Source organism: Burkholderia sp. MSMB1826, from assembly GCF_001526325.1.
GTDB lineage: Bacteria > Pseudomonadota > Gammaproteobacteria > Burkholderiales > Burkholderiaceae > Burkholderia.
This window is the reverse complement of the sequence record NZ_LOYN01000038.1, coordinates 137,439-158,778: the sequence shown is the minus strand read 5'-3', so window position 1 is coordinate 158,778 and position 21,340 is coordinate 137,439. Positions and strand designations below refer to the sequence as shown.

Genomic DNA, 21,340 nt, shown 5'->3' with positions numbered 1-21,340 from the left:
GACATCCTCGCACCTCGCGGACGCGACCCTCGAATTCGGATATGACGCATCTTCCATCATGTGGCTGATCCAGTTCGTCGTCATCGTCGCCGCCTGCCGACTGTGCGGCATGATTGCGGTACGCGTTGGCCAATGCGAAGTCATCGGCGAGATTGCTGCGGGCCTGCTGCTCAGCCCTTCGATACTCGGCGCATTCGCCCCCGGCCTGCACGCGGCGTTGTTCGGTGCCGGCACGGCGGCTACACTCGCCGGGTTTAGCGAGCTCGGTCTGCTCCTGCTGATGTTCGAGACCGGCATGCATCTCCAGCTACCGCACGGCCGCCCTCGCGCGATGCTGGCCCTGCCCGGCAGGGTCGCACTGCTCGGCTTCGCCATGCCGTTCCTTGCGGGTATCGGCGTCGCCCTCTGGATCGCGCCACTGTCGCCGCCAGCTTCGTCCGCGATGCCTTATGCGTTGTTCTGCGGTATCGCGCTGGCTGTGTCCGCGGTGCCAGTCTTGGCGCGCATCATCCGGGATCTCGCGCTCGACAGCCATCTTGCCGCCCGAACTGCGATGACAGCGGCACTTCTGACGGACATGGCCGGATGGTCCGCACTCATCGTCGTGGCGGGCATGGCGCACGTCGGAAATGGCATCGGCTGGGCCGGCCAGCTGCTCGCGTTCTCGGGCTATGCCGTCGCCTGCGTCATCGTCGCGCGCGCTGCAGTCTTGCCGTTTGCGCGCAAGCTGTCGACGGCGCGGCAAACGCGTGCATTGCTGACACTCTCGCTGTGCTGCATCGCGTTGTCCTCATGGGCCACCGATCGTCTCGGCTTTCATGCGGCCATCGGCGCGCTGTTGCCCGGCCTGTTGCTGCGCTCGGTACCCGACCTACGCGAACACTGGCAGCGGACGATCGGCGAGTTCGGGCACCTCGCGCTCGTGCCGCTATTCTTCTCATACGCCGGTACGCAGACGTCGATTTCATTCGCGGCCGGCACTGCTTTGTGGCTACCGTTCTGTTGCTTCTTCATCGCCGGCTTCGTCGGCAAGTTCGGGGGCGCCTACCTCGGCGCTCGCTTGGGCGGACTGGCCTCCAACGATGCGGCAATCGTCGGCATATTGATGAACACGCGAGGATTGATGGAGTTGATCGTTCTGTCGGTTGGACGCCAGCTCGGCATCCTGCCCCCTTCCGTCTACGCGATGTTCGTCGTGTTCGCACTGCTGACGACCGCTATGACAGCGCCCGTCGTTCGGTTCGCGACGCGCAACCACGCACGCATCGCAACCCGCGCGTCGGGTTCGGGTGCCTGATCGCTCGGGCTCGAACCCTGAAACAATGAAAATAGTTTGGCATCACGGGAACGACAGGGGGAATCCCATAACTGGAGAAAGGGTCGTTCGATACGCGCGACGGTACTTCCGGTTTGACCCTGCCATATCGTGTTACTCGATAAATCGGTACAGGATGAGCCCAAGCCATCACCAACACATTGAGTTCATTGGCCTCATTGAAACGATTTAGCAGGTCATATCGGATGGCAGGCCCACGCGCAAAATCGATGCCGAACGGAATCGGTGACCAGCCATCGTCGCATGCCTCGTCACTGGTTCAACCGATCCAGCAGGCAGCACCGATGTGCCTATTCATCGCCGGACAGCCCGCTTCCTTTCTCGAAGCGCGTGACGCCCGGCAGCGCGCGCAGCTTGTCGCAGATCGCCTTGTATTCGAGTTCCGACACCCGCGCGAGCGCGATGCGCACCTCGTCCTGCTCGCCCGTGTCGTCGGCACGCTGCACGATGAACTGCTTCACGCGCGCACTGTCGGGGCCGAGCGCCGCGTGCAGCGAATCGAACGTCAGCGTGCCGCTCGCAACCGTCAACGCAAGCTGGCGCCGTTGACGCACCGTGAAATAGCGCCGCTCCAGCGGCTTGATGCCGGCCAGAATGATCAGGATGATGATCGTCGCCGACACCGACGCGACATAGAGCCCGCCCCCCACCGCAAGGCCGATCGCGGCGACCGACCACAGGCTCGCGGCCGTCGTCAGCCCGCGCACGATCTCGCCGCGCAGCAGGATCGAGCCCGCGCCGAGGAAGCCGATGCCCGACACGACCTGCGCGGCGATCCGCGACGGATCGAGCACGACGTGGTCGCTGGTGCCGAGCACGTCGGCGAAACCGAACGCCGACACGATCATGATCAGCGTCGAACCGACGCACACGAGCATGTGCGTGCGCAGGCCGGCCGCCCACGACAGGCGCTCGCGCTCGAAGCCGATGACGCTGCCGAGCGCCGCCGCGAGCACGAGCCGCATCACGAGTTCCAGGTTGTTGAGCATCCGATTTCTCTCCTTTTTTGGTGCCGGCCGCGCGGAATGTTTTATCCTTGGCCCCGGCCGCGCCGATTCCCGGGCCGCGCCGACACGTTTTCGATCCAAGCGCTCAACCCCGCCATGTCCGTTTCCGACTCCGCTTCCGCCCAGGCCGCCCAACTGCGCCACCATTTCGCGCACGTCGTCTTGCCGATCTGGCGGGGTTCAGGGTTCGACCCGGCATTGCACCTGCCGTTCGAGGCCGTGGATCCGGCCACCCACGCGCCGCTGCCCGTGACCCGTTATCGCGCAATGGCGTGCGCGAGGCAACTGTTCGTGTTCGCGCGGGCCGGCGACCCGGCGCACGCGGCCACGCTGTTCGACGCGCTGTGCCGGCACTTTCGCGACCCGCGTCATGGCGGCTGGATCTACAGCGTCGACGCGCAGGGCGCGCCGCTCGATACGACCAAGGATCTCTATACGCACGCGTTCGTCGTGTTCGCGTGCGCCGCATGGCATGCGGCGTCGCGCGACGCCGCCGCACGCACGGTGGCGGAAGAAACCGCCGCGCTGATCCAGGATCGCTTCGCGCCGCGCCACGGCGACGCGTTGCTCGATGCCGCGCGCCACGCCGATTTCTCGTCATCCGACAGCGGCGCGCTGCAGAATCCGCTGATGCATCTGACCGAAGCGTGGCTCGCGGCCGCCGACGCGTTCGGCGACCCGGCGTTCGACGATGCGCTCGCGCGCACCGCGCAGGCCGTCGAGCGCACGTTCGTCGATGCGGCGACCGGCTGCGTGGCCGAGTTGCCGCTCGGGGCGGCCGACAACCGTTTCGAGCCCGGCCATCAGTTCGAATGGTTCTATCTGGTCGACGCGGCCGGCGCGCGGCTCGCGCAGACCGGACTTCCCGCCGCGCTGTCGCGCGCGTTCGCGTTCGCCGAGCAATACGGCGTCGATCCGCGGACGGGCGGCGTGTGCGCGGCGCTCGACGCGCAGGGCGCATGCATCGACGGCACGCAGCGGATCTGGGCGCAGACCGAATACCTGCGCGCGCTCGCGACGCACGGCGGCACGCCGGCCTCGGCGCCGCTCGCGCGCCAGATCGAGCGGTTCGCCGCGCGCTTCCTGCATCCGCGCGGCTGGTTCGAGTGCAAGACGGCGGAGGGCCAGGTGTCGCGCGCCGACATGCCGTCGACGACGCCCTACCACCTCGCGACCGCCTACGCGGCGCTGCCGGCCGGTTCGTAGCCCGTCGCGGCGAACGACGGCGCCGCGCGGCCGCCCGGTGCGGCGCGTCCGTCGCCCAGCTCGAACACCGACACCGCCTGCATCAGGTGTGCGGTCTGGTCGTTCAGCGATGCGGCGGCGGCCGCGACTTCCTCGACCAGCGCCGCGTTCTGCTGCGTGAGCTGATCCATCTGCGTGACGGCCTGGTTGACCTGCTCGATCCCGACGCTCTGCTCGACCGACGCCGCCGTGATCTCCGCCATCGTCTGCACGACCCGCGTGATCGACGCCGACACCGAGCGCATCGCATCGCCGGCGCGCTCGACGAGTTCCGCTCCGCCGTTGATCTGCGCGACCGAATCCTCGATCAGCGCCTTGATCTCCTTCGCCGATTGCGCGCTGCGCTGGGCGAGCGAGCGCACTTCGCCCGCGACCACCGCGAAGCCGCGCCCCTGTTCGCCGGCCCGTGCGGCCTCGACCGCCGCGTTCAGCGCGAGGATGTTGGTCTGGAACGCGATGCCGTCGATCACCGAGATGATTTCCGCGATCCGCCCCGAGCTCTGCGCGATGCCGCGCATCCGGTCGATCACGCTGTCGACCACGCCGCCGCCATGGCTCGTGGCTTCGAGCGCCGCGTCGGCCAGCGCGCTCGCCGCACGAGCGCTGTCGGTGTTCTGCCGGACGGTCGCGGTCAGTTCCTCCATGCTCGCGGCGGTTTCCTCGAGCGATGCGGCCTGCGTGCCCGTACGCGCCGACAGGTCGGCGTTGCCGCCCGCGATCTCGCCCGCGCCGAGGTGGATCGCATCGGACGCGTGGCGCACCGTGCGCACGGTGCCCGCGATGCTCGTCTGCATCGCGGCGAGGCCGCGCAGCATCCGGTCGATCTCGAACACGCCGCCCGCCTGCACGGCTTCGTCGAGACGGCCCTGCGCGATCCGCTCGAAATGACGGCCGGCCTGCTCCAGCGGCGCGACGACCGCGCGCCGCGCGGCCGCGTAGATCGCGACGCTCGCCGCGAGCATCGCCACCAGCAGCACGATGCCGACCGACTTGAACCACAGCATGCCGCCGTCGATGGTGTCGAGCGCCGCGCGGCTCGAGGTGCCGCCATAGTCGGTGAAGCGATGCAGTTCGGCGATGTACGCGTCCTGGAAGCCCTGGGTCGGCTGGTCGAGGAACGCCTGGATGTTGTCGGCGTCGAGGAACTGCACGAGTTCGCCCAGTGCGCCGCGCAGCGCACGATAGCGTTCGGCGAGCGCCGCGACGCGTGCGCGGTTGGTGTCGTCGACCGGCTGCGCGGCCGTCAGCACGGCGAACGCCTTGTCCGCTTCCGCGAGCGACGCGCCCGCGTGGCGGATGATGTCTTCGGGCTTCGGGCCGCCGCGCACCATCCGCGTGCCGGCACGCGACAGGTTGATGCGTGCGTCGAGCAGTTGCTCGGTCGCCCGGCTGGCCGCGTCGACCTGCGCGATCGCGACGTTCGACAGATCGTCGACGCCGCTGCGCGTCGACGCGAGCGTCCAGAAGCCGAGCGCTTCGATCGCGAACAGGAAGAGACAGAACACGGTCAACACGCCGAGCAGACCCGACGCGAGCTTGATTTTTCCGAACATGGAGGATTTCCTGGAGAGCAGACGATGAGGCAATGCCCCGGCATTAGCGGCATTTCTTCGTCGGACTTTAGGCGGATTGCCGGCAACGCAGGTCAATCGCGCGCTTCGCACGCGCATTCGCGTCGAATCGCCCGCAAACGCGGAAGATCTTGGGTATTCGGCGCAATAATCGCGTCGCATCGCACCGGAATTTGCCCGAAACGCGAACGAATTTCCTTGCTTATCCGCAGCCCCCTTCCTAGAGTTCAGCGCAAGCGGGCACTCATTTGGAAGGAAGTTCGATGACCGACATCACGGACCACGCGCGCGGCGCATTGCGCGCGCAACCGTTCAGCATGCTGCTGGGCACGGAGCTGATGCATATCGGCGACAACGAAGTGTCGCTGTGTCTGCCCGTACGCGAGGAACTGCGGCAGCAGCACGGCTTCGTGCACGGCGGCGTCATCAGCTATCTCGCGGACAATGCGCTGACGTTCGCCGGCGCGCTCGTGCTCGGTCCGCGCGTGATCACCGCCGAATACAAGATCAACTACCTGCGGCCGGCCGTGAACGGCACGCTGGTCGCCCGCGCGAAGCTCGTCTACGCGGGCCGGCACCAGGCGACCTGTCAGTGTCACGTGTTCGTCATCGACGGCGATCACGAGCGGCTCGTCGCGATCGCGCAAGGCACGATCAATCGCGTCGGCGACGGAAAGGTGCCGGACAGGCCGGAGGAAACGGCGTGAGACGACGCCCGTCGCGAGGTCAATGAGAGAACGCCGAACACGCAGCGCGTGTCGCGCTAGCGCTTCATCGCGGCGAGATAGACCGCATCGCGCTCGCGACGCCCCACCGCGACTACCAGTACGACGACTTCCGCATCGCGCACTTCGTACACGAGGCGATAGCCGATACTGCGCAGCTTGATCTTGTAGCGGTCCGGATGACCGTGCAGCTTCGCCGAAGGAATGCGAGGGTTCTCGAGCCGTTCGACGAGTCTGGCCTTGAACTGATCGCGAATGGTGCGATCGAGCTTCCTCCACTCCTTCAACGCAGGTTCGAGAAAGGCGAGCTCAAAGGTCATTCAACTTGACCTTGACGGCTTTCTCCTTGGCGCGCGAGTCGGCCAGCACGTTGTCTTCGATATCTTCGAGACGTTCGACCATCGCCTCCCATGTCTTCGCCGGAATGCAATAGAACGCGGGTTCGTTGTGATTCAGGATCGCGACCGGGAACCCCTCTCCCGCCGCCACGGTTCCCATCGGGTTCCGCTTCAGCTCCGAGACGCTCGCCGTCACGCTAGCCAGGATGGTATGGGGCATGTCTGCTCCTTTTTCGATCGAATTTACATTGTACTTTATTTGACACTATATTTAGCGTGATATTTGGTGCCAAACAGGCGGTACCGAATTCGCTCTCGACCCGTGAAGTTTGATACCCCTACTCGGCCCCGTCCCCCGCCAGCGGCATAAACCGCGGCGCCACCCGCGCCCGGACGTTGCCGTGCTCGTCCGTCCGATAGATCCCGCGCGCCGCGTTGTGCGGATGCACGGCCGCGTCGGCCACGCTCAGCACCGGCGCGAAACACGCGTCGGTGCCTTCGAGCAGCGCGCGCCAGTGCGCAGACGGCTGCCCGGCGAACACCTGCGCGAAACGCGCCTTCAGCGCGGGCCAGCGCGTCCGGTCGTACTGCGACGCGGGATCGACGTCGGTCAGCCCGAGCCGTTCAATCAGCAGCGCGTAGAACGGCGGCTCGAGCGCGCCGATCGTCACGCATTTGCCGTCCGCGCAGCGATACACGTCGTAGAACGGCGCATCGTGGAACAGGCTCGGCTGCGCGCCGTCGAGCTGCCCGCTCGCGCGTGCCCACAGCGCCAGCGACCCGAGCATCGATACGATGTCGACGATCGCGCCGTCGACCACGCGCCCCGGCCCGCCGCCGCGCACGTCGAGCAACGCGCAGACGATCCCGAACGCGAGCCCGAGCGCGCCGCCCGCATCGCCGACGACGGTCGGCGGCACGCCCGGCCGGCCGTCGCGCGGCGCGGACAGCGACAGCAGGCCGGTCAGCGCGACGTAATTCAGGTCGTGCCCGGCCGCGGCCGCGAGCGGGCCGTGCTGGCCCCAGCCCGTCATGCGTCCGTAGACGAGTGTCGGATGGCGGCGCGCGCAAGCGTCGGGCCCGAGGCCGAGCCGCTCCATCACACCGGGCCGCAGCCCTTCGATCAACGCATCGGCCTGCGCGACCAGATCGAGCGCGGCGTCACGCCCGGCCGGCGTCTTCAGGTCGAGTTCGACGATCGTCTTGCCTTCGCGCAGCAGGTCGCCATCGCGGGCCTGTAGCGCGTCCGGCGCGCTCGTGCGGCCGGACGGGCGTGCGACCAGCGTGATGCGTGCACCCATACCGGCGAGCATCCAGCCCGCGAGCGGGCCGGGGCCAAGGCCCTCGAACTCGACGATGTGGATGCCGGAAAGCGGCGCGTTCAATGGCATGGCGACCTCGCTGAAATGCAGCCGGGACAGGAACGGCGAAACGTTCCGATTCTATGCGAATGCATGCACGCGCCGGCTTCGCGCGGCCAGGGCCTGATCACGGTAATCACGGGCTTGCGCTGGCCCCCCGAACGAATTTCTCCGAACAGAGAGGCGTGAACGCGCCCTAGCGAAGCCCGTCGCCCGCGCGCCCGGCCAGCGCCGCCCGCATCGCGCGCACGATCGCGTCCCGATGCGGGTCGATCCGCTCGACGGGCCCGGCCACGCCCATCGCCAGCGGCAATCCGTTCCAGCCGTCCGCGATCACCATCGAGATCATCGCGGCGCCCTGCGTGACGGTGTGCGCCGAATAGGAATAACCGAGCCGGCGGGTCTGTTCGACCTTGTCGAGCACGACGTCCTCGTCGATCGTCCTGCCCGACTTCCCGATCCGGCGGATGCTGCGCGACACGAGCCGGCGGATCGTACTGTCCGGCTGAATGCTCAGCAGCGCCCAGCCGAGTCCCGACATGCAGATCTCGCGACGCGTGCCGATCGGCGCATAGAACTGCACCGGAATCGAGTGCGAGCCTTCGACCGCATCGATGTACTGCACGTACAGGTCGCTCTGCACCGCGATCACGACCGCCTCGTGCGTGCGCGCCGCCACCCGCTTCGCGACGGCATGCCAGTGCCGCCGGCTGCCGGCCGCCGAATCGACCAGCGCTTCGCCGAGATTGACGAGCCGCGCGGTAGGCGCATACACGTGCGTCGCGTCGTCGTACGCGAGGTAGCCGAGCGTCTTCATGCTGGTCAGCAGCGCCGCCGCGCTCGACCCCGGATACCCGCAGCGCGTGGCGATCTCGCGCACGCTCAGCGGCCGCTGCAAGGTGCTGAAGAGTTCCAGCACCTCGAACACGCGCGCCGCGCTCTTGACCACGTTTCCGCTCATCCCGCCCTCTCCGCAGCGACCGGCACGGACCTTCCACGTATGTGGAACGGAATTTCCCGCCGCCAACCGTCGTGACGATACTAGGCTTCGGCCCGCGGCGTGAAGCCCCGCGGCACCGAACACACGGAGACACCATGGCAGCCTTTTTGATCCGTGAACGGCAGGGCGCGATCCTGACCGTCACGATGAGCCGTCCCGACACCCGCAACGCCATTTCGGACACCGACGCGATCGACGCGCTGACCGACTGCTGCGACGAAGCGAACCGCGACGAATCGATCCGCGTGCTGATCCTGACCGGCGCCGGCACGACGTTCTCGTCGGGCGGCAACGTGAAGGCGATGCGCGCGTTCGCGGAAGCGGGGCCGCACGATCCCGCCGCGATCCGCACCGGCTATCGCCGCGGCATCCAGCGGCTCGCGCACGCATTCCAGCACCTCGAAGTGCCGGCCATCGCGGCGGTCAACGGCCCGGCCATCGGCGCCGGCACCGATCTCGCGTGCATGTGCGACATCCGCATCGCCGCCGAGCGCGCACGCTTCGCGGAAAGTTTCATCGCGCTCGGCCTCGTGCCGGGCGACGGCGGCGCGTGGTTCCTGCCGCGGATCGTCGGCGCCGCGGTCGCCGCGGAAATGTCGTTCACCGGCGACGCGCTGGACGCGCAGGCCGCACTGCGCTGCGGGCTCGTGTCGCGCGTCGTGCCCGATGGCGAGCTCCTCGCGCATGCGCACGAACTGGCCGGCCGCATCGCCCGTCATTCCGGCACCGCGCTGCGCCTGACCAAGCGGCTGCTGCGCGAAGGCCGCCACGCGAGCCTCGACTCGCTGCTCGACCTGTCGGCGTCGTACCAGGCGTTCGCGCACGCCAGCCCCGAACATCGCGCGGCGGTGAACGCGCTGTTCGCCGCGCGCGGCTGAACCCGCGACGCATCGCGGCCGTGCAGCCGGCGCGTGCCGGCCGGCCCGTCGAATCCACAACGAAGGAGACATCGTCATGACCAGCAACAACGAGGGCGCACTCGCAGGCGTGCGCGTGGTGGACCTGAGCCGCGTCTATGCGGGGCCGTTCTGCGCACAGACGCTCGCCGACCACGGCGCGGACGTCGTCAAGATCGAGCCGCCGCAAGGCGACGAAACGCGCGACTGGGGGCCGGCGATGCCGAGCGGCATCTCCAGCTACTACTGGGGTCTCAACCGCAACAAGCGCAATCTCGCGCTCGACCTGTCGCATCCCGACGGGCGCGACGTGCTGTTACGCATGCTCGAAACGGCCGACGTGCTGATCGACAACTTCAAGCAGGGCACGCTCGAACGCTGGGGCATCGGCTACGAAGACTGCCTGCGCGCGCGCTTTCCGCGCCTCGTCCACTGCTCGATCTCCGGATACGGCACCGACGGCCCGCTCGCGCGGTTTCCGGGCTACGACGCCGTCGCGCAGGGCCTCGCCGGTTTCATGTCGATCAACGGCGAGCCGGGCGGCATGCCGCTCAAGGTGCCGTTTCCGGTCGTCGATTACGCGGCCGGCCTGAGCGCCGTCTCCACCATCCTGATCGCGCTCGTCGAGCGGACGCGCTCCGGCCTGGGGCAACACGTCGACATCGACTTGTTCAGCACCGCGCTGTCGATGCTGCATCCGGTCAGCACGAGCTGGATGGCGACCGGCGACGTGCCCGTCGCGACCGGCAACGTGTACGGCGCGATCGCGCCGTACGGCGTCTATCCGTGCAAGGACAAGCCGGTCGCGACCGGCGCCGGCAACAACCGTACGTTCGCGCGGCTCGTCGAGGCCCTCGGCGTGCCCGAGCTGGCGCGCGACCCGCGCTTCGCGACCAATGCACAGCGCGTCGCGCATCGCGAGGCGCTCGACACGCTGCTCGGCCGGTTGACCGCCGAACTGCATGCCGACGACGTCGTCGAGCGACTGCTGCACGCCGGCGTCGCGACGGGGCCGGTCAACACCGTGGCCGACGCGTTCGGCCATCCGCAGGCGGCGCGCAACGCGATGTTCGTCGATACCGATACGTACACCGGCGCGGGCATCCCCGCCAAGCTGTCCCGCACGCCCGGCGCGATCCGCCGGCCGCCCCGGCCGTTCGCCGCCGACACCGACGCCGTGCTCGACGCATTCGGGATCGATGCGGCGCGCCGCGACGCGTTGCGGCGGGCGGGCGTGCTGCACGACACGCGGGCGGACGCCGCCGGGAGCGCGTCATGACCACCGCGCGCTCGTACTCCTCGCCGACCGGCGACGATGCCCCGTCGATCCTGCGCGACGACGCCGACGGCATCGCGTGGCTGACGATCCATCGCCCGCACGTCGCCAATGCACTGTCCGCCGAAGCGATCCGTCGCCTGTGCGAAGAACTCGTCACGCTCGACGACAACCCGTCGATTCGCGTCATCGTGATCCGCGGCGCGGGCGAACGCGCGTTCAGTGCCGGCGTCGACCTCGGCGATCCCGAAATACGCGGGATGCAGCCGATGCGCGGGCTCACGCGCAACGTGCACGAGCTGATCCTGGAGCTGCGCAAGCCGACCATCGCGGCCATCAACGGCTACGCCATCGGCGGCGGCTGCGAAATCGCCCTCGCGTGCGATCTGCGAATCGCCGCCGATCACGCGACCTTCGCGCTGCCCGAAGCGCGGGTCGGCATGGGCGCGAACTTCGCGAGCGTGCTGCTGCCGCGCATGTTGCCGCGCGCGATCGCGATGGAGCTGCTGTTCACGGGCCGCCGCTTCGATGCGGACGAAGCGCGGCGCGCCGGCCTGCTGAACCGCGTCGTGCCCGGCGCCGCGCTCGACGACACCGTGCGCGAACTGGCGCTGACGATCGCCGCGAACGCGCCGCTCACGATCCGCCGCATCAAGGAAACCGCGACGCGCAGCCAGGGGCTGCCGGTGGCCGCCGCGCTGCGGCTGGACGTCGGCCCCGACGTCTACGCGAGCGAGGACCGGATCGAGGGCGCCCGCGCGTTTCTCGAAAAGCGCAAGCCGGTGTTCAAGGGACGCTGAGCCCGGCACGGCACCGCGGCCCCCAGCGCGCACCGCTCCCAGAACGCGGGCGCGCCCCAAAAACATGGACGGAGACACCTTCATGCAACGGAAAGCATTCCTGGTCGGCGCGTGCGTGCTGTGCGCCACGTCGGCGCACGCGTCGTCGGTCACGCTGTACGGGATCGTCGACAGCTACGTCGAATTCGATCGCATCGGCAGCCTGTCGAGCGTGCGGCAAAGCGGCGGCGGCTCGTCGACGAGCCGCTTCGGACTGACGGGCGTCGAGGATCTCGGCGGCGGCACGTCGACGAAATTCGTTTTGGAAAGCGGCTTCTCGCCGGTCGACGGATCGTTCCAGGGCGGTACGCTGTTCTACCGACAGGCGTACGTGTCGCTGCGGAACACGCGCTACGGCGACCTGCGGCTCGGCCGGCAATACACGCCCGCGTTCTACGTCGTGTACGACGGCGATCCGTTCGGGCTCAACGAACGGATGTCGCCGCTCGCGCTGCTCGCGACGTCGACCGACACGATCACGAGCAACACGACCCCGCCGATTCCGCGCTTCAACCAGGCAGCGTCGTATCTGAGCCCCGACTGGAACGGCCTGCGCGTGATGGCCACGTACGGCTTTCCGACGCCGAATGCGCTATCGACGCAGGCCGGACGCAACTACGGCGCCGGGCTTCAGTACCGGATCGGCGGCCTCTACGTCGGCGCCGGCTTCCAGGGCGATACGTCGGCCGGCAGCCTGGCGCCCGTCGTCGCCCCGTCGACGACCCGCCACTACGTGTTCGCGGCCAATTACGCGTTCGCGCGGGTCAAGCTGTACGCCGCGTTCCTGTACGGCGTCGGCACGGCGGCGCGGCTGCCGGCGTTCTCGACCGCGAGTGTCGGCGCGTCGATCGACGTCGGCGCCCTCGATCGCATGCTGGTGTCGCTCGTGCGCCGCGACGTGAAGGGCTCGGCGAACGATGCGACCGCGCTCGGCGTCGGCTACGACCATCCGCTGTCGAAGCGGACGTCGCTCTACGCACGCTATCTCTACATGAAGAACGGCGGCGACGCCCGCAACACCGTCGTCGCCGGTCTGCAACCGCATCCGGGCGGCACCGAGCAGGTGTTCGCGCTCGGCATCGCCCACCGCTTCTGACGGAGTGCCCATGACCCCGACCCTTTCGACCCGCGCGAGCGCCGTCGACGACGGCGCGCCACAGGCGCTCTACCGCCGGATCTCGCGTCGGCTGCTGCCGTTCCTGATCCTCTGCTACACGCTGTCGTTCATCGACCGCATCAACATCGGCTTCGCGCACGCGCAGATGGCCGCCGAACTGCACTTCTCCGACGCCGTCTACGGGCTCGGCGCGGGCATCTTCTTCATCGGCTACATGGCGTTCGAGATTCCGAGCAACGCGTGGCTCGCGCGGATCGGCGCGCGCCGGACGATCGCCCGGATCATGGTGCTGTGGGGCCTCGGCTCGGCCGCGACGATGTTCGTCGCGACGCCCGCGCAGTTCTACGCGTGCCGCTTCCTGCTGGGCGTGTTCGAGGCCGGCTTCTTCCCCGGCATCCTGTTCTATCTCGGCGCGTGGTATCCGCCGCGGCAACGCGCGAAGGCGTTCGCGCTGTTCATGACCGCGCTGTACCTCGCGGGGCTGATCGCCGGCCCCGTGTCGGGCGCGATCCTGTCGTACTTCGACGGCGTGGCCGGCCTGAGCGGCTGGCAATGGCTGTTCGTCGTGGAAGGGCTGCCGAGCAGCGCGCTCGGCCTCGTCGCGCTGCGCTTTCTCGACGACCGGCCGGACGACGCACGCTGGCTGTCCGACGCCGACAAGGCCGCGCTGCGCGCCGCGCATGCGCAGGCCGAAGCCGGTACGCCGGCCGCGCACGCGGCGCGGCCGTTGCTCGCGCATCGCGATTTCTGGCTGCTGTGCGCGGCCAATTTCGCGATCGCGGCCGCCGGCTACGCGCTCGTGTTCTGGATGCCCGTGATCCTGCATCGCGGCGGCCTGCATGGCGCGATGCAGATCGGGCTGCTGTCCGCGCTCCCGTATCTGTGCGGCATCGTCGGCATGCTCGCGATGGGCTGGCGCACCGAGCGCCGGCGCGAATGGCGCAAGCACGGCGCCGTCGCGATGCTCGCGTGCGCGGCGGCGCTCGCCGCTCTCGCGACCAGCGCCGGCACGTCGCATCTGATGATCGCGCTGTGCATCGCGGTCGCCACGCACGCCGCGGCGCTGCCCGCGTTCTGGGTGCTGCCGGGGCTCGCGCTGCCCAAGCGCGCGATGGCCGTCGCGATCGCGGCGATCACGATGACCGGCGCGATCGGCGGGTTCGCGAGCCCGTTCCTGATGGGCGTGCTCAACACGGCCACCGGGTCGATGCGCAGCGGGCTCTATTTCAATGCCGCGCTGCTGGCGGCCGGCGCGCTCGCCTTGCTCGGCACGCTGCGCGCCCGCGCGGCGGCGCACGCGAACGCCAGCTGACGGCGCGACTTCTTCCTCCCCTGTACGGACCCACTCTGATGAATTTCGAACTCGAACTCGAACACCGGATGATCCGCGACCTCGTCGCACGTTTCGTGAAGGACGAGCTGATTCCGCTCGAAGCGGCGGCGATGGCGCGCGAGGCCGACGGCCAACGCTTCGGGCTGCTCGCCGACGAGCGCGCGCACCTCGACGCGCGCTCCCGGCAACTCGGCCTGTGGGGACTCGACGCACCGCTCGACGCGGGCGGCTCGGATCTGCCGGCCGTCGCGATGGTCGGCGTGAACGAGGCGATCGGCACGACCGTCACCCCGTACATCCTGCCGCCCGATTCGCCGAACCTGCGAATGCTGTGCGACGCGGCCGACGATGCGCAACGCACGCGCTATCTCGAACCGTACGCACGCGGCGCCACGCGTGCGGCGATGGCGATCTCCGAGCCCGGCGCCGGCTCCGATCCGGGCGCGCTGTCGACGACGGCCGTGCGCGACGGCGACGGCTGGGTGCTGAACGGCCGGAAGATCTGGATCAGCCACGCGGCCGAAGCCGACTGGACGATCGTGATGGCGCTGACCGATCGCAACAAGGGCAAGCGCGGCGGCATGTCGGCGTTCATCGTCGATCGCGGCACGCCGGGCTTCGTCATCGAGCGCCGGATTCCGATGATCGGCGGGCTGTCGACCTACGAGATCGTGCTCGAAGACTGCCGCATTCCCGCGGCGCAACTGCTGGGCAGGGAAGGCGCCGGCTTCGCGCCGATGCAGGCCCGGCTCGCGAACCGGCGGCTGGAGATGGCCGCATGGTGCATCGGCCGCGCCGAGCGCGCGGTGGCGCTGCTGTGCGACCATGCGAAGCAGCGCACGACCTTCGGCGTGCCGCTCGCGGAGCGTCAGGCGGTCCAGTGGTGGGTCGCCGACGCGCTCACGCAGATCCACGCATGCCGCCTGATGACCTACGAAGCGGCCGCGCGCGTGGATGCCGGGCAGGATGCCCGCACGCAGATCTCGATGGTCAAGGTGTTCGCGACCGAAATGGCGTGGACCGTCATCGATCATGCGATGCAGACGCTCGGCGCGATGGGCATGACGAAGGAAATGCCGTTGCAGCAGATGGCCACCGAGGCGCGACTGATGCGCATCTTCGAAGGCCCGACTGAGGTGCACCGCTGGGTCGTCGCACGTAGCGTGCTGTGACCGCGGCGCGCCGCCCACTTCCACGATGGAGCCTGCATTGAAGACCCTGCATCTCGTCGATCCCGAAATCCGCCCGCTGCTCGAGACCTGGCCGACCGTCACGCTCGACGCCGACAACCTCGCGCAGTCGCGCCGGCGCGTGCTGCCGCTGCCGCCGCCCGACCTGGCCGGCAGCACGCTCGAACGCCGCACGGTGCCCGGCCCCGCCGGCGCGCCGGACGTCCCGGTCCTCGTCTATCTGCCCGACGGCCACGCGCGCCCGCTGCCGGCGATCGTCCACCTGCACGGCGGCGGCTTCGTGCGCGGCGCGGCGAAGGATCTCGAAGCGGTGCACCGATCGCTCGTGACGCAGCTCGGCTGCGCGCTGATCTCGGTCGACTACCGCCTCGCGCCGGAAACCGTGTTTCCCGGCGCGATCGAGGACTGCTATGCGGCGCTCGCGTGGGTGTTCGGTCACGCCGACACGCTCGGCCTCGACGCCGCGCGGATCGGCGTGGCCGGCGAAAGCGCGGGCGGCGGGCTCGCCGCCGCGCTGGCGCTGCTGGCGCGCGACCGCGGCGAATTCCCGCTCGCGTTCCAGCACCTGATCTATCCGATGCTCGACGATCGCACCTGCACGCGCACGCCGCATCCGCATGCCGGCGAATTCATCTGGCATGCGGCCAACAACCGGTTCGGCTGGACCGCGCTGCTCGGTCATGCGCCGGGCATCGACGGCGTGTCGCCGTACGCGGCGGCCGCGCGCGCCACGCGGCTCGACGGCCTGCCGCCCACGTTCCTGTCGGTCGGCTCGCTGGACCTGTTCCTCGACGAGAATCTCGACTACGCGCAGCGCCTGCTCCGCGCGGGCGTGCCGACCGAGCTGCACGTGCTGCCCGGCGGCGTACACGGGTTCGACATCGTGCCCGGCGCGCGCATCTCGGAAACGGCACGCCGCCTGAGCCACGACGCGCTGCGCCGCTTCCTGCACGGCTGACGAAAACGACGCGGGCGGCCGAAGCCGCCCGCATCCGCGCCGGTACCGACGACGATCAGAACGCGTCGCCCGGCACGCGCACCCAGCCTTCCATCAGCACGCGCGCGCTGCGGCTCATGATCGCCTTCGTGACGGTCCACTCGCCGTTTTCCCGTTTCGCTTCCGCACCGACGCGCAACGTGCCCGACGGATGCCCGAAGCGCACCGCGTTGCGTTCGCCGCCGCCCGCCGCGAGATTGACGAGCGTGCCCGGAATCGCCGCGGCCGTGCCGATCGCGACCGCCGCGGTGCCCATCATCGCGTGATGCAGCTTGCCCATCGACATCGCGCGCACCAGCAGGTCGACGTCGCCCGCGTTCACGCGCTTGCCGCTCGAGGCGACGTAATCGGCCGGCTTCGCGACGAACGCGATCTTCGGCGTGTGCTGTCGCGTCGCGATTTCGTCGAGCGTGTCGATCAAGCCCATGCGCAACGCGCCGTGCGCGCGGATCGTCTCGAACTTCTCGAGCGCCTTCGCGTCGCCGTTGATCGCGTCCTGCAGCTCGGTGCCCGTATAGCCGATCGCTTCCGCGTCGACGAAGATCGTCGGGATGCCCGCGTTGATCATCGTCGCCTTCAGCGTGCCGACGCCCGGCACGGTCAGATCGTCGACGAGGTTGCCGGTCGGGAACATCGAGCCGCCCGCGCCTTCTTCCTCGGCGGCCGGGTCCATGAATTCGAGCTGCACTTCGGCGGCCGGGAACGTGACGCCGTCCAGCTCGAAGTCGCCCGTCTCCTGCACCGCGCCGTTCACGATCGGCACGTGAGCGACGATCGTCTTGCCGATGTTCGCCTGCCAGATCCGCACGGTCGCGACGCCGTCGCGCGGCACGCGCGCCGGATCGACGAGGCCACCGGCGATCGCGAACGGGCCGACGGCCGCCGACAGGTTGCCGCAGTTGCCGGTCCAGTCGACGAACGCGCGGTCGATCGCGACCTGCCCGAACAGGTAGTCGACGTCGTGGCCCGGCCGCGTGCTCGTCGACACGATCACCGTCTTGCTGGTGGACGACGTCGCGCCGCCCATCCCGTCGATCTGCTTGCCGTACGGATCGGGGCTGCCGATCACGCGCAGCAGCAGCGCGTCGCGCGCGGCGCCGGGCGCCTGCGCGGCATCCGGCAGATCCTGCAGCCGGAAGAACACGCCCTTGCTGGTGCCGCCACGCATGTAGGTGGCGGGAATCCTGATTTGAGGAATATGAGCCATGTCTGTGTTCTCAATGTGCGTCGTTCAGGCGGCCTGCGACGATTCGAGGAAGTCCTGCGCGAAACGCTGCAGCACGCCGCCGGCCTCGTAGATCGACACTTCCTCGGCCGTATCCAGCCGGCACGTCATCGGCACCTCGACACGCTCGCCGTTCCTGCGGTGAATCACGAGCGTCAGGCCGGCGCGCGGCGTGCGCTCGCCGATCACGTCGAAGGTCTCGGTGCCGTCGATGCCGAGCGTCGTCCGGTTGGTGCCCGGCTTGAACTCGAGCGGCAGCACGCCCATCCCGATCAGGTTGGTGCGGTGGATCCGCTCGAAGCCTTCGGCGGCGATCGCCTCGACGCCCGCGAGCCGCACGCCCTTCGCGGCCCAGTCGCGCGACGAGCCCTGGCCGTAGTCGGCGCCGGCGATCACGATCAGCGGCTGCTTGCGATTCATGTACGTCTCGATCGCTTCCCACATCCGCATGACCTTGCCTTCCGGCTCGACGCGCGCGAGCGAGCCCTTCTTCACCGCGCCGTCGACGACCGCCATCTCGTTGATCAGCGTCGGGTTCGCGAAAGTCGCGCGCTGCGCGGTCAGGTGGTCTCCCCGGTGCGTCGCGTACGAGTTGAAGTCTTCTTCCGGCAGGCCCATCTTCGCGAGGTACTCGCCGGCCGCGCTGTTCGGCAGAATCGCGTTCGACGGCGACAGGTGGTCGGTCGTGATGTTGTCGCCGAGCACCGCGAGCGGGCGCATGCCCTTCAACGTGCGCTCGCCGGCCAGCGCCCCTTCCCAGTACGGCGGGCGGCGGATGTACGTGCTCTGCGCGCGCCAGTCGTAGAGCGGCGCCGCGCGCTCGCCGGCGGCGGCGCCGCGCGCGAACATCGGCTCGTAGACCTTGCGGAACTGCTCGGGCTTCACGCTCGACGCGACGATCGCATCGATCTCCTCGTCGCTCGGCCAGATGTCCTTCAGCGTGACGGGCTTGCCGTCGGGGCCGTGGCCGAGCACGTCGCGCTCGATGTCGAAGCGGATCGTGCCGGCGATCGCATACGCGACCACGAGCGGCGGCGACGCGAGGAACGCCTGCTTCGCATACGGATGGATGCGGCCGTCGAAGTTGCGGTTGCCGGACAGCACGGCCGTCGCGTACAGGTCGCGATCGACGATCTCCTGCTGGATCTTCGGGTCGAGCGCGCCCGACATCCCGTTGCAGGTCGTGCACGCGAACGCGACGATGCCGAAGCCGAGCTTCTCGAGTTCCGGCAGCAGGTTCGCTTCTTCCAGATACAGCTCGACCGCCTTCGAGCCGGGCGCGAGCGAACTCTTCACCCACGGCTTGCGCGTGAGGCCCTTCGCATTCGCGTTGCGCGCGAGCAAGGCCGCCGCGATCACGTTGCGCGGGTTGCTGGTGTTCGTGCAGCTCGTGATCGCGGCGATGATCACCGCGCCGTCGGGCATCTGGCCCGGCTTGTCTTCCCACTGGCCGGCAATGCCGCGCGCGGCGAGATCGGACGTCGGCAGCCGCTTGTGCGGGTTCGACGGGCCGGCCATGTTGCGCACGACGCTCGACAGGTCGAACGTCAGCGTGCGCTCGTATTGCGCGTTGCTCAGCGTGTCGGCCCACAGACCGGCCGTCTTCGCATACGTCTCGACCAGCTTCACCTGCTCGTCGCTACGGCCGGTGAGGCGCAGGTAGTCGATCGTCTGGCCGTCGATGAAGAACATCGCGGCCGTCGCGCCGTATTCGGGCGCCATGTTCGAGATCGTCGCGCGATCGCCGAGCGTCAGGCTCGCCGCGCCTTCGCCGCGGAATTCCAGATACGCGCCGACCACCTTTTCCTTGCGCAGGAACTCGGTCAGCGCGAGCACCACGTCGGTCGCGGTGATGCCGGGCTGGCGCTTGCCGGTCAACTCGACGCCGACGATGTCGGGCAGGCGCATCCACGACGCGCGGCCGAGCATCACGTTCTCGGCTTCGAGGCCGCCGACGCCGATCGCAATCACGCCGAGCGCATCGACGTGCGGCGTGTGGCTGTCGGTGCCGACGCAGGTGTCCGGGAACGCGACGCCATCCTGCGCCTGGATCACCGGCGACATCTTCTCGAGATTGATCTGGTGCATGATGCCGTTGCCCGGCGGGATCACGTCGACGTTCTCGAACGCCTTCTTCGTCCACTCGATGAAGTGGAAGCGATCCTCGTTGCGGCGATCCTCGATCGCGCGGTTCTTCGCGAACGCGTCGGGGTCGAAGCCGCCGCATTCGACGGCGAGCGAGTGGTCGACGATCAGTTGCACCGGCACGACCGGGTTCACCTTCGCCGGGTCGCCGCCGCCGTCCGCGATCGCGTCGCGCAGGCCGGCGAGATCGACGAGCGCCGTCTGCCCGAGGATGTCGTGGCACACCACGCGCGCCGGGAACCACGGGAAATCGCGTTCGCGCTTGCGCTCGACGATCTGCTTCAGCGACTCGGCGAGGATCGCCGGATCGCAGCGGCGCACGAGATTTTCGGCGAGCACGCGCGACGTGTACGGCAGCGTGTCGTACGCGCCGGGCGCGATCGCGTCGACCGCGGCACGCGCGTCGAAATAGTCCAGCGACGTGCCGGGCAGGGGTTTGCGGTTGGCGGTATTCATGATGTGGGGCGGGAATTCGGGGTATGACGCGCCGCGCGCCGGCCGCCCGCCTCGCGGGCGCCGGTGCGCGCGGCGGACGTGTCAGCGCTTCTCGATCGGCACGAACTGCAGGTCTTCAGGGCCCGTGTAGTTCGCGCTCGGGCGGATGATCTTGTTGTCGATGCGCTGCTCGATGATGTGCGCGCTCCAGCCCGACGTGCGCGAGATCACGAACAGCGGCGTGAACATCGCGGTCGGCACGCCCATCATGTGATACGACACAGCGCTGAACCAGTCGAGGTTCGGGAACATCTTCTTCGCGTCCCACATCACCGATTCCAGGCGCTCGGCGATGTCGTACAACTTCAGGTCGCCCGCTTCCTTCGACAGCTTGTGCGCGACGCCCTTGATCACCTTGTTGCGCGGATCGGAGATCGTGTAGACCGGGTGGCCGAAGCCGATCACGACTTCCTTGTTCTCGACGCGGCGGCGGATGTCGGCTTCGGCGTCGTCCGGCGAGCTGTAGCGGCTCTGGATCTCGTACGCGACTTCGTTCGCGCCGCCGTGCTTCGGACCGCGCAGCGCGCCGATCGCGCCGGTGATCGCCGAGTAGATGTCCGAGCCCGTGCCCGCGATCACGCGGCCGGTGAACGTCGACGCGTTGAATTCGTGCTCCGCGTACAGGATCAGCGACGTGTGCATCGCCTCGACCCACGACTTCGACGGCGTCTTGCCGTGCAGCAGGTGCAGGAAGTGGCCGCCGATCGAGTCGTCGTCGGTTTCGGTCTCGATGCGCTTGCCGTTGTGCGAGAAGTGATACCAGTACAGCAGCATCGAGCCGAGCGACGCCATCAGGCGGTCGGCGATGTCGCGCGCGCCCGGCAGGTTGTGGTCGTCCTTCTCCGGCAGCACGGTGCCGAGCACCGACACGCCCGTGCGCATCACGTCCATCGGGTGGGCCGACGCCGGAATCTGTTCGAGTGCGGCCTTCAGCGCGCTCGGCAGGCCGCGCAGCGCACGCAGTTTGGCCTTGTAGGCAGCCAGTTCGGTCAGGTTCGGCAGCGTGCCGTGCACGAGCAGGTGCGCGATTTCCTCGAATTCGCACGATTCGGCGACGTCGAGAATGTCGTAGCCGCGATAGTGCAGGTCGTTGCCGGTCTTGCCGACCGTGCACAGCGCGGTGTTGCCAGCCGTCACGCCCGACAGCGCCACCGACTTCTTCGGCTTGAATGCGCCTGCGGCGGCCGGTGCTGCTGCGTCTTTCGTCTCGCTCATGTTTCCGTTCTCCAATGGGGATCTATCTC

Annotated in this window: 19 protein-coding genes; 10 read left to right on the top strand and 9 right to left on the bottom strand. The window is 68.7% G+C overall.

Annotated features, from left to right (window positions below; genetic code table 11):
* Positions 1-58 precede the first annotated feature (58 nt).
* A complete protein-coding gene (locus tag WS95_RS23115) occupies positions 59-1,297 on the top strand; it encodes a cation:proton antiporter (protein ID WP_059826317.1) in 1,239 nt (412 codons plus the stop codon).
* Between the two features lie 329 nt (positions 1,298-1,626).
* Here the strand turns inward: WS95_RS23115 and WS95_RS23110 are convergent, their stop codons facing one another.
* On the bottom strand, positions 1,627-2,325 hold the full coding sequence (locus WS95_RS23110; protein WP_059780121.1) for an MgtC/SapB family protein: 699 nt from the start codon (positions 2,323-2,325) through the stop codon (positions 1,627-1,629).
* Positions 2,326-2,439: 114 nt separating this feature from the next.
* Between WS95_RS23110 and WS95_RS23105 the strand changes: the two genes are divergently transcribed.
* Entirely contained in the window at positions 2,440-3,549 is a 1,110-nt protein-coding gene (locus tag WS95_RS23105; protein ID WP_059780122.1) for an AGE family epimerase/isomerase, read from the top strand.
* Here the strand turns inward: WS95_RS23105 and WS95_RS23100 are convergent.
* Positions 3,522-5,141, bottom strand: coding sequence for a methyl-accepting chemotaxis protein (locus WS95_RS23100; RefSeq protein ID WP_059826314.1), 1,620 nt, complete (start codon positions 5,139-5,141; stop codon positions 3,522-3,524). The two genes, WS95_RS23105 and WS95_RS23100, sit on opposite strands and share 28 nt — an antisense overlap.
* Before the next feature lie 281 nt (positions 5,142-5,422).
* Here WS95_RS23100 and WS95_RS23095 point away from each other — a divergent pair, with 281 nt between their 5' ends.
* Positions 5,423-5,866, top strand: a complete 444-nt coding sequence (locus tag WS95_RS23095; RefSeq protein WP_059499490.1) for a PaaI family thioesterase — start codon at positions 5,423-5,425, stop codon at positions 5,864-5,866.
* A 56-nt stretch (positions 5,867-5,922) separates the two neighbouring features.
* Here WS95_RS23095 and WS95_RS23090 read toward each other — a convergent pair whose 3' ends face one another.
* From WS95_RS23090 to WS95_RS23075, 4 genes are all read right to left on the bottom strand, one after another.
* A complete protein-coding gene (locus WS95_RS23090; RefSeq protein WP_059780124.1) occupies positions 5,923-6,204 on the bottom strand; it encodes a type II toxin-antitoxin system RelE family toxin in 282 nt (93 codons plus the stop codon).
* Positions 6,194-6,442, bottom strand: a complete 249-nt coding sequence (locus WS95_RS23085) for a type II toxin-antitoxin system Phd/YefM family antitoxin (RefSeq protein WP_034205945.1) — start codon at positions 6,440-6,442, stop codon at positions 6,194-6,196. Before WS95_RS23085 ends, WS95_RS23090 begins: the two co-directional genes overlap by 11 nt.
* Positions 6,443-6,560: 118 nt before the next feature.
* Positions 6,561-7,613 (bottom strand): CaiB/BaiF CoA transferase family protein, encoded by a 1,053-nt coding sequence (locus WS95_RS23080; RefSeq protein ID WP_059826312.1) that lies wholly within the window; start codon positions 7,611-7,613, stop codon positions 6,561-6,563.
* Positions 7,614-7,779: 166 nt separating this feature from the next.
* Positions 7,780-8,544 (bottom strand): IclR family transcriptional regulator, encoded by a 765-nt coding sequence (locus tag WS95_RS23075; protein WP_059780126.1) that lies wholly within the window; start codon positions 8,542-8,544, stop codon positions 7,780-7,782.
* A gap of 134 nt (positions 8,545-8,678) precedes the next feature.
* Here WS95_RS23075 and WS95_RS23070 point away from each other — a divergent pair, with 134 nt between their 5' ends.
* The 7 genes from WS95_RS23070 (at position 8,679) to WS95_RS23040 (ending at position 16,192) form a co-directional block, all read left to right on the top strand.
* A complete protein-coding gene (locus tag WS95_RS23070) occupies positions 8,679-9,461 on the top strand; it encodes a crotonase/enoyl-CoA hydratase family protein (RefSeq protein WP_059780127.1) in 783 nt (260 codons plus the stop codon).
* 76 nt (positions 9,462-9,537) lie between these two features.
* Positions 9,538-10,758 (top strand): CaiB/BaiF CoA transferase family protein, encoded by a 1,221-nt coding sequence (locus WS95_RS23065; protein WP_059826309.1) that lies wholly within the window; start codon positions 9,538-9,540, stop codon positions 10,756-10,758.
* On the top strand, positions 10,755-11,555 hold the full coding sequence (locus WS95_RS23060; protein WP_082746999.1) for an enoyl-CoA hydratase/isomerase family protein: 801 nt from the start codon (positions 10,755-10,757) through the stop codon (positions 11,553-11,555). Before WS95_RS23065 ends, WS95_RS23060 begins: the two co-directional genes overlap by 4 nt.
* 82 nt (positions 11,556-11,637) lie before the next feature.
* Positions 11,638-12,690 carry a porin gene (locus tag WS95_RS23055; RefSeq protein ID WP_059826306.1) on the top strand — a complete coding sequence of 351 codons (1,053 nt, stop codon included), beginning with the start codon at positions 11,638-11,640 and terminating at the stop codon, positions 12,688-12,690.
* Positions 12,691-12,700: 10 nt separating this feature from the next.
* The gene (locus WS95_RS23050; RefSeq protein ID WP_059826303.1) at positions 12,701-14,023 is read left to right on the top strand and encodes an MFS transporter; all 1,323 of its coding nucleotides are present in this window, start codon (positions 12,701-12,703) and stop codon (positions 14,021-14,023) included.
* Between the two features lie 38 nt (positions 14,024-14,061).
* Positions 14,062-15,216, top strand: coding sequence for an acyl-CoA dehydrogenase family protein (locus WS95_RS23045; RefSeq protein ID WP_059826300.1), 1,155 nt, complete (start codon positions 14,062-14,064; stop codon positions 15,214-15,216).
* A gap of 37 nt (positions 15,217-15,253) precedes the next feature.
* The gene (locus WS95_RS23040; RefSeq protein WP_059780132.1) at positions 15,254-16,192 is read left to right on the top strand and encodes an alpha/beta hydrolase; all 939 of its coding nucleotides are present in this window, start codon (positions 15,254-15,256) and stop codon (positions 16,190-16,192) included.
* A 55-nt stretch (positions 16,193-16,247) separates the two neighbouring features.
* Here the strand turns inward: WS95_RS23040 and prpF are convergent, their stop codons facing one another.
* The 3 genes from prpF to prpC form a co-directional block, all read right to left on the bottom strand.
* A complete protein-coding gene (gene prpF, locus WS95_RS23035; RefSeq protein WP_059780133.1) occupies positions 16,248-17,438 on the bottom strand; it encodes a 2-methylaconitate cis-trans isomerase PrpF in 1,191 nt (396 codons plus the stop codon).
* A 24-nt stretch (positions 17,439-17,462) separates the two neighbouring features.
* Positions 17,463-20,057 (bottom strand): Fe/S-dependent 2-methylisocitrate dehydratase AcnD, encoded by a 2,595-nt coding sequence (gene acnD, locus WS95_RS23030; RefSeq protein WP_059826297.1) that lies wholly within the window; start codon positions 20,055-20,057, stop codon positions 17,463-17,465.
* An 81-nt stretch (positions 20,058-20,138) separates the two neighbouring features.
* Positions 20,139-21,311, bottom strand: a complete 1,173-nt coding sequence (gene prpC / locus WS95_RS23025) for a bifunctional 2-methylcitrate synthase/citrate synthase (RefSeq protein ID WP_034205934.1) — start codon at positions 21,309-21,311, stop codon at positions 20,139-20,141.
* Between the last annotated feature and the right edge of the window lie 29 nt (positions 21,312-21,340).

Excerpts from the sequence above, each read along its gene's own strand:
- WS95_RS23115 (WP_059826317.1), top strand. The coding sequence starts at position 59 with ATGTGGCTGATCCAGTTCGTCGTCATCGTCGCCGCCTGCCGACTGTGC.
- WS95_RS23110 (WP_059780121.1), bottom strand. The coding sequence starts at position 2,325 with ATGCTCAACAACCTGGAACTCGTGATGCGGCTCGTGCTCGCGGCGGCG.
- WS95_RS23105 (WP_059780122.1), top strand. The coding sequence starts at position 2,440 with ATGTCCGTTTCCGACTCCGCTTCCGCCCAGGCCGCCCAACTGCGCCAC.
- WS95_RS23100 (WP_059826314.1), bottom strand. The coding sequence starts at position 5,141 with ATGTTCGGAAAAATCAAGCTCGCGTCGGGTCTGCTCGGCGTGTTGACC.
- WS95_RS23095 (WP_059499490.1), top strand. The coding sequence starts at position 5,423 with ATGACCGACATCACGGACCACGCGCGCGGCGCATTGCGCGCGCAACCG.
- WS95_RS23090 (WP_059780124.1), bottom strand. The coding sequence starts at position 6,204 with ATGACCTTTGAGCTCGCCTTTCTCGAACCTGCGTTGAAGGAGTGGAGG.
- WS95_RS23085 (WP_034205945.1), bottom strand. The coding sequence starts at position 6,442 with ATGCCCCATACCATCCTGGCTAGCGTGACGGCGAGCGTCTCGGAGCTG.
- WS95_RS23080 (WP_059826312.1), bottom strand. The coding sequence starts at position 7,613 with ATGCCATTGAACGCGCCGCTTTCCGGCATCCACATCGTCGAGTTCGAG.
- WS95_RS23075 (WP_059780126.1), bottom strand. The coding sequence starts at position 8,544 with ATGAGCGGAAACGTGGTCAAGAGCGCGGCGCGCGTGTTCGAGGTGCTG.
- WS95_RS23070 (WP_059780127.1), top strand. The coding sequence starts at position 8,679 with ATGGCAGCCTTTTTGATCCGTGAACGGCAGGGCGCGATCCTGACCGTC.
- WS95_RS23065 (WP_059826309.1), top strand. The coding sequence starts at position 9,538 with ATGACCAGCAACAACGAGGGCGCACTCGCAGGCGTGCGCGTGGTGGAC.
- WS95_RS23060 (WP_082746999.1), top strand. The coding sequence starts at position 10,755 with ATGACCACCGCGCGCTCGTACTCCTCGCCGACCGGCGACGATGCCCCG.
- WS95_RS23055 (WP_059826306.1), top strand. The coding sequence starts at position 11,638 with ATGCAACGGAAAGCATTCCTGGTCGGCGCGTGCGTGCTGTGCGCCACG.
- WS95_RS23050 (WP_059826303.1), top strand. The coding sequence starts at position 12,701 with ATGACCCCGACCCTTTCGACCCGCGCGAGCGCCGTCGACGACGGCGCG.
- WS95_RS23045 (WP_059826300.1), top strand. The coding sequence starts at position 14,062 with ATGAATTTCGAACTCGAACTCGAACACCGGATGATCCGCGACCTCGTC.
- prpF (WP_059780133.1), bottom strand. The coding sequence starts at position 17,438 with ATGGCTCATATTCCTCAAATCAGGATTCCCGCCACCTACATGCGTGGC.
- acnD (WP_059826297.1), bottom strand. The coding sequence starts at position 20,057 with ATGAATACCGCCAACCGCAAACCCCTGCCCGGCACGTCGCTGGACTAT.
- prpC (WP_034205934.1), bottom strand. The coding sequence starts at position 21,311 with ATGAGCGAGACGAAAGACGCAGCAGCACCGGCCGCCGCAGGCGCATTC.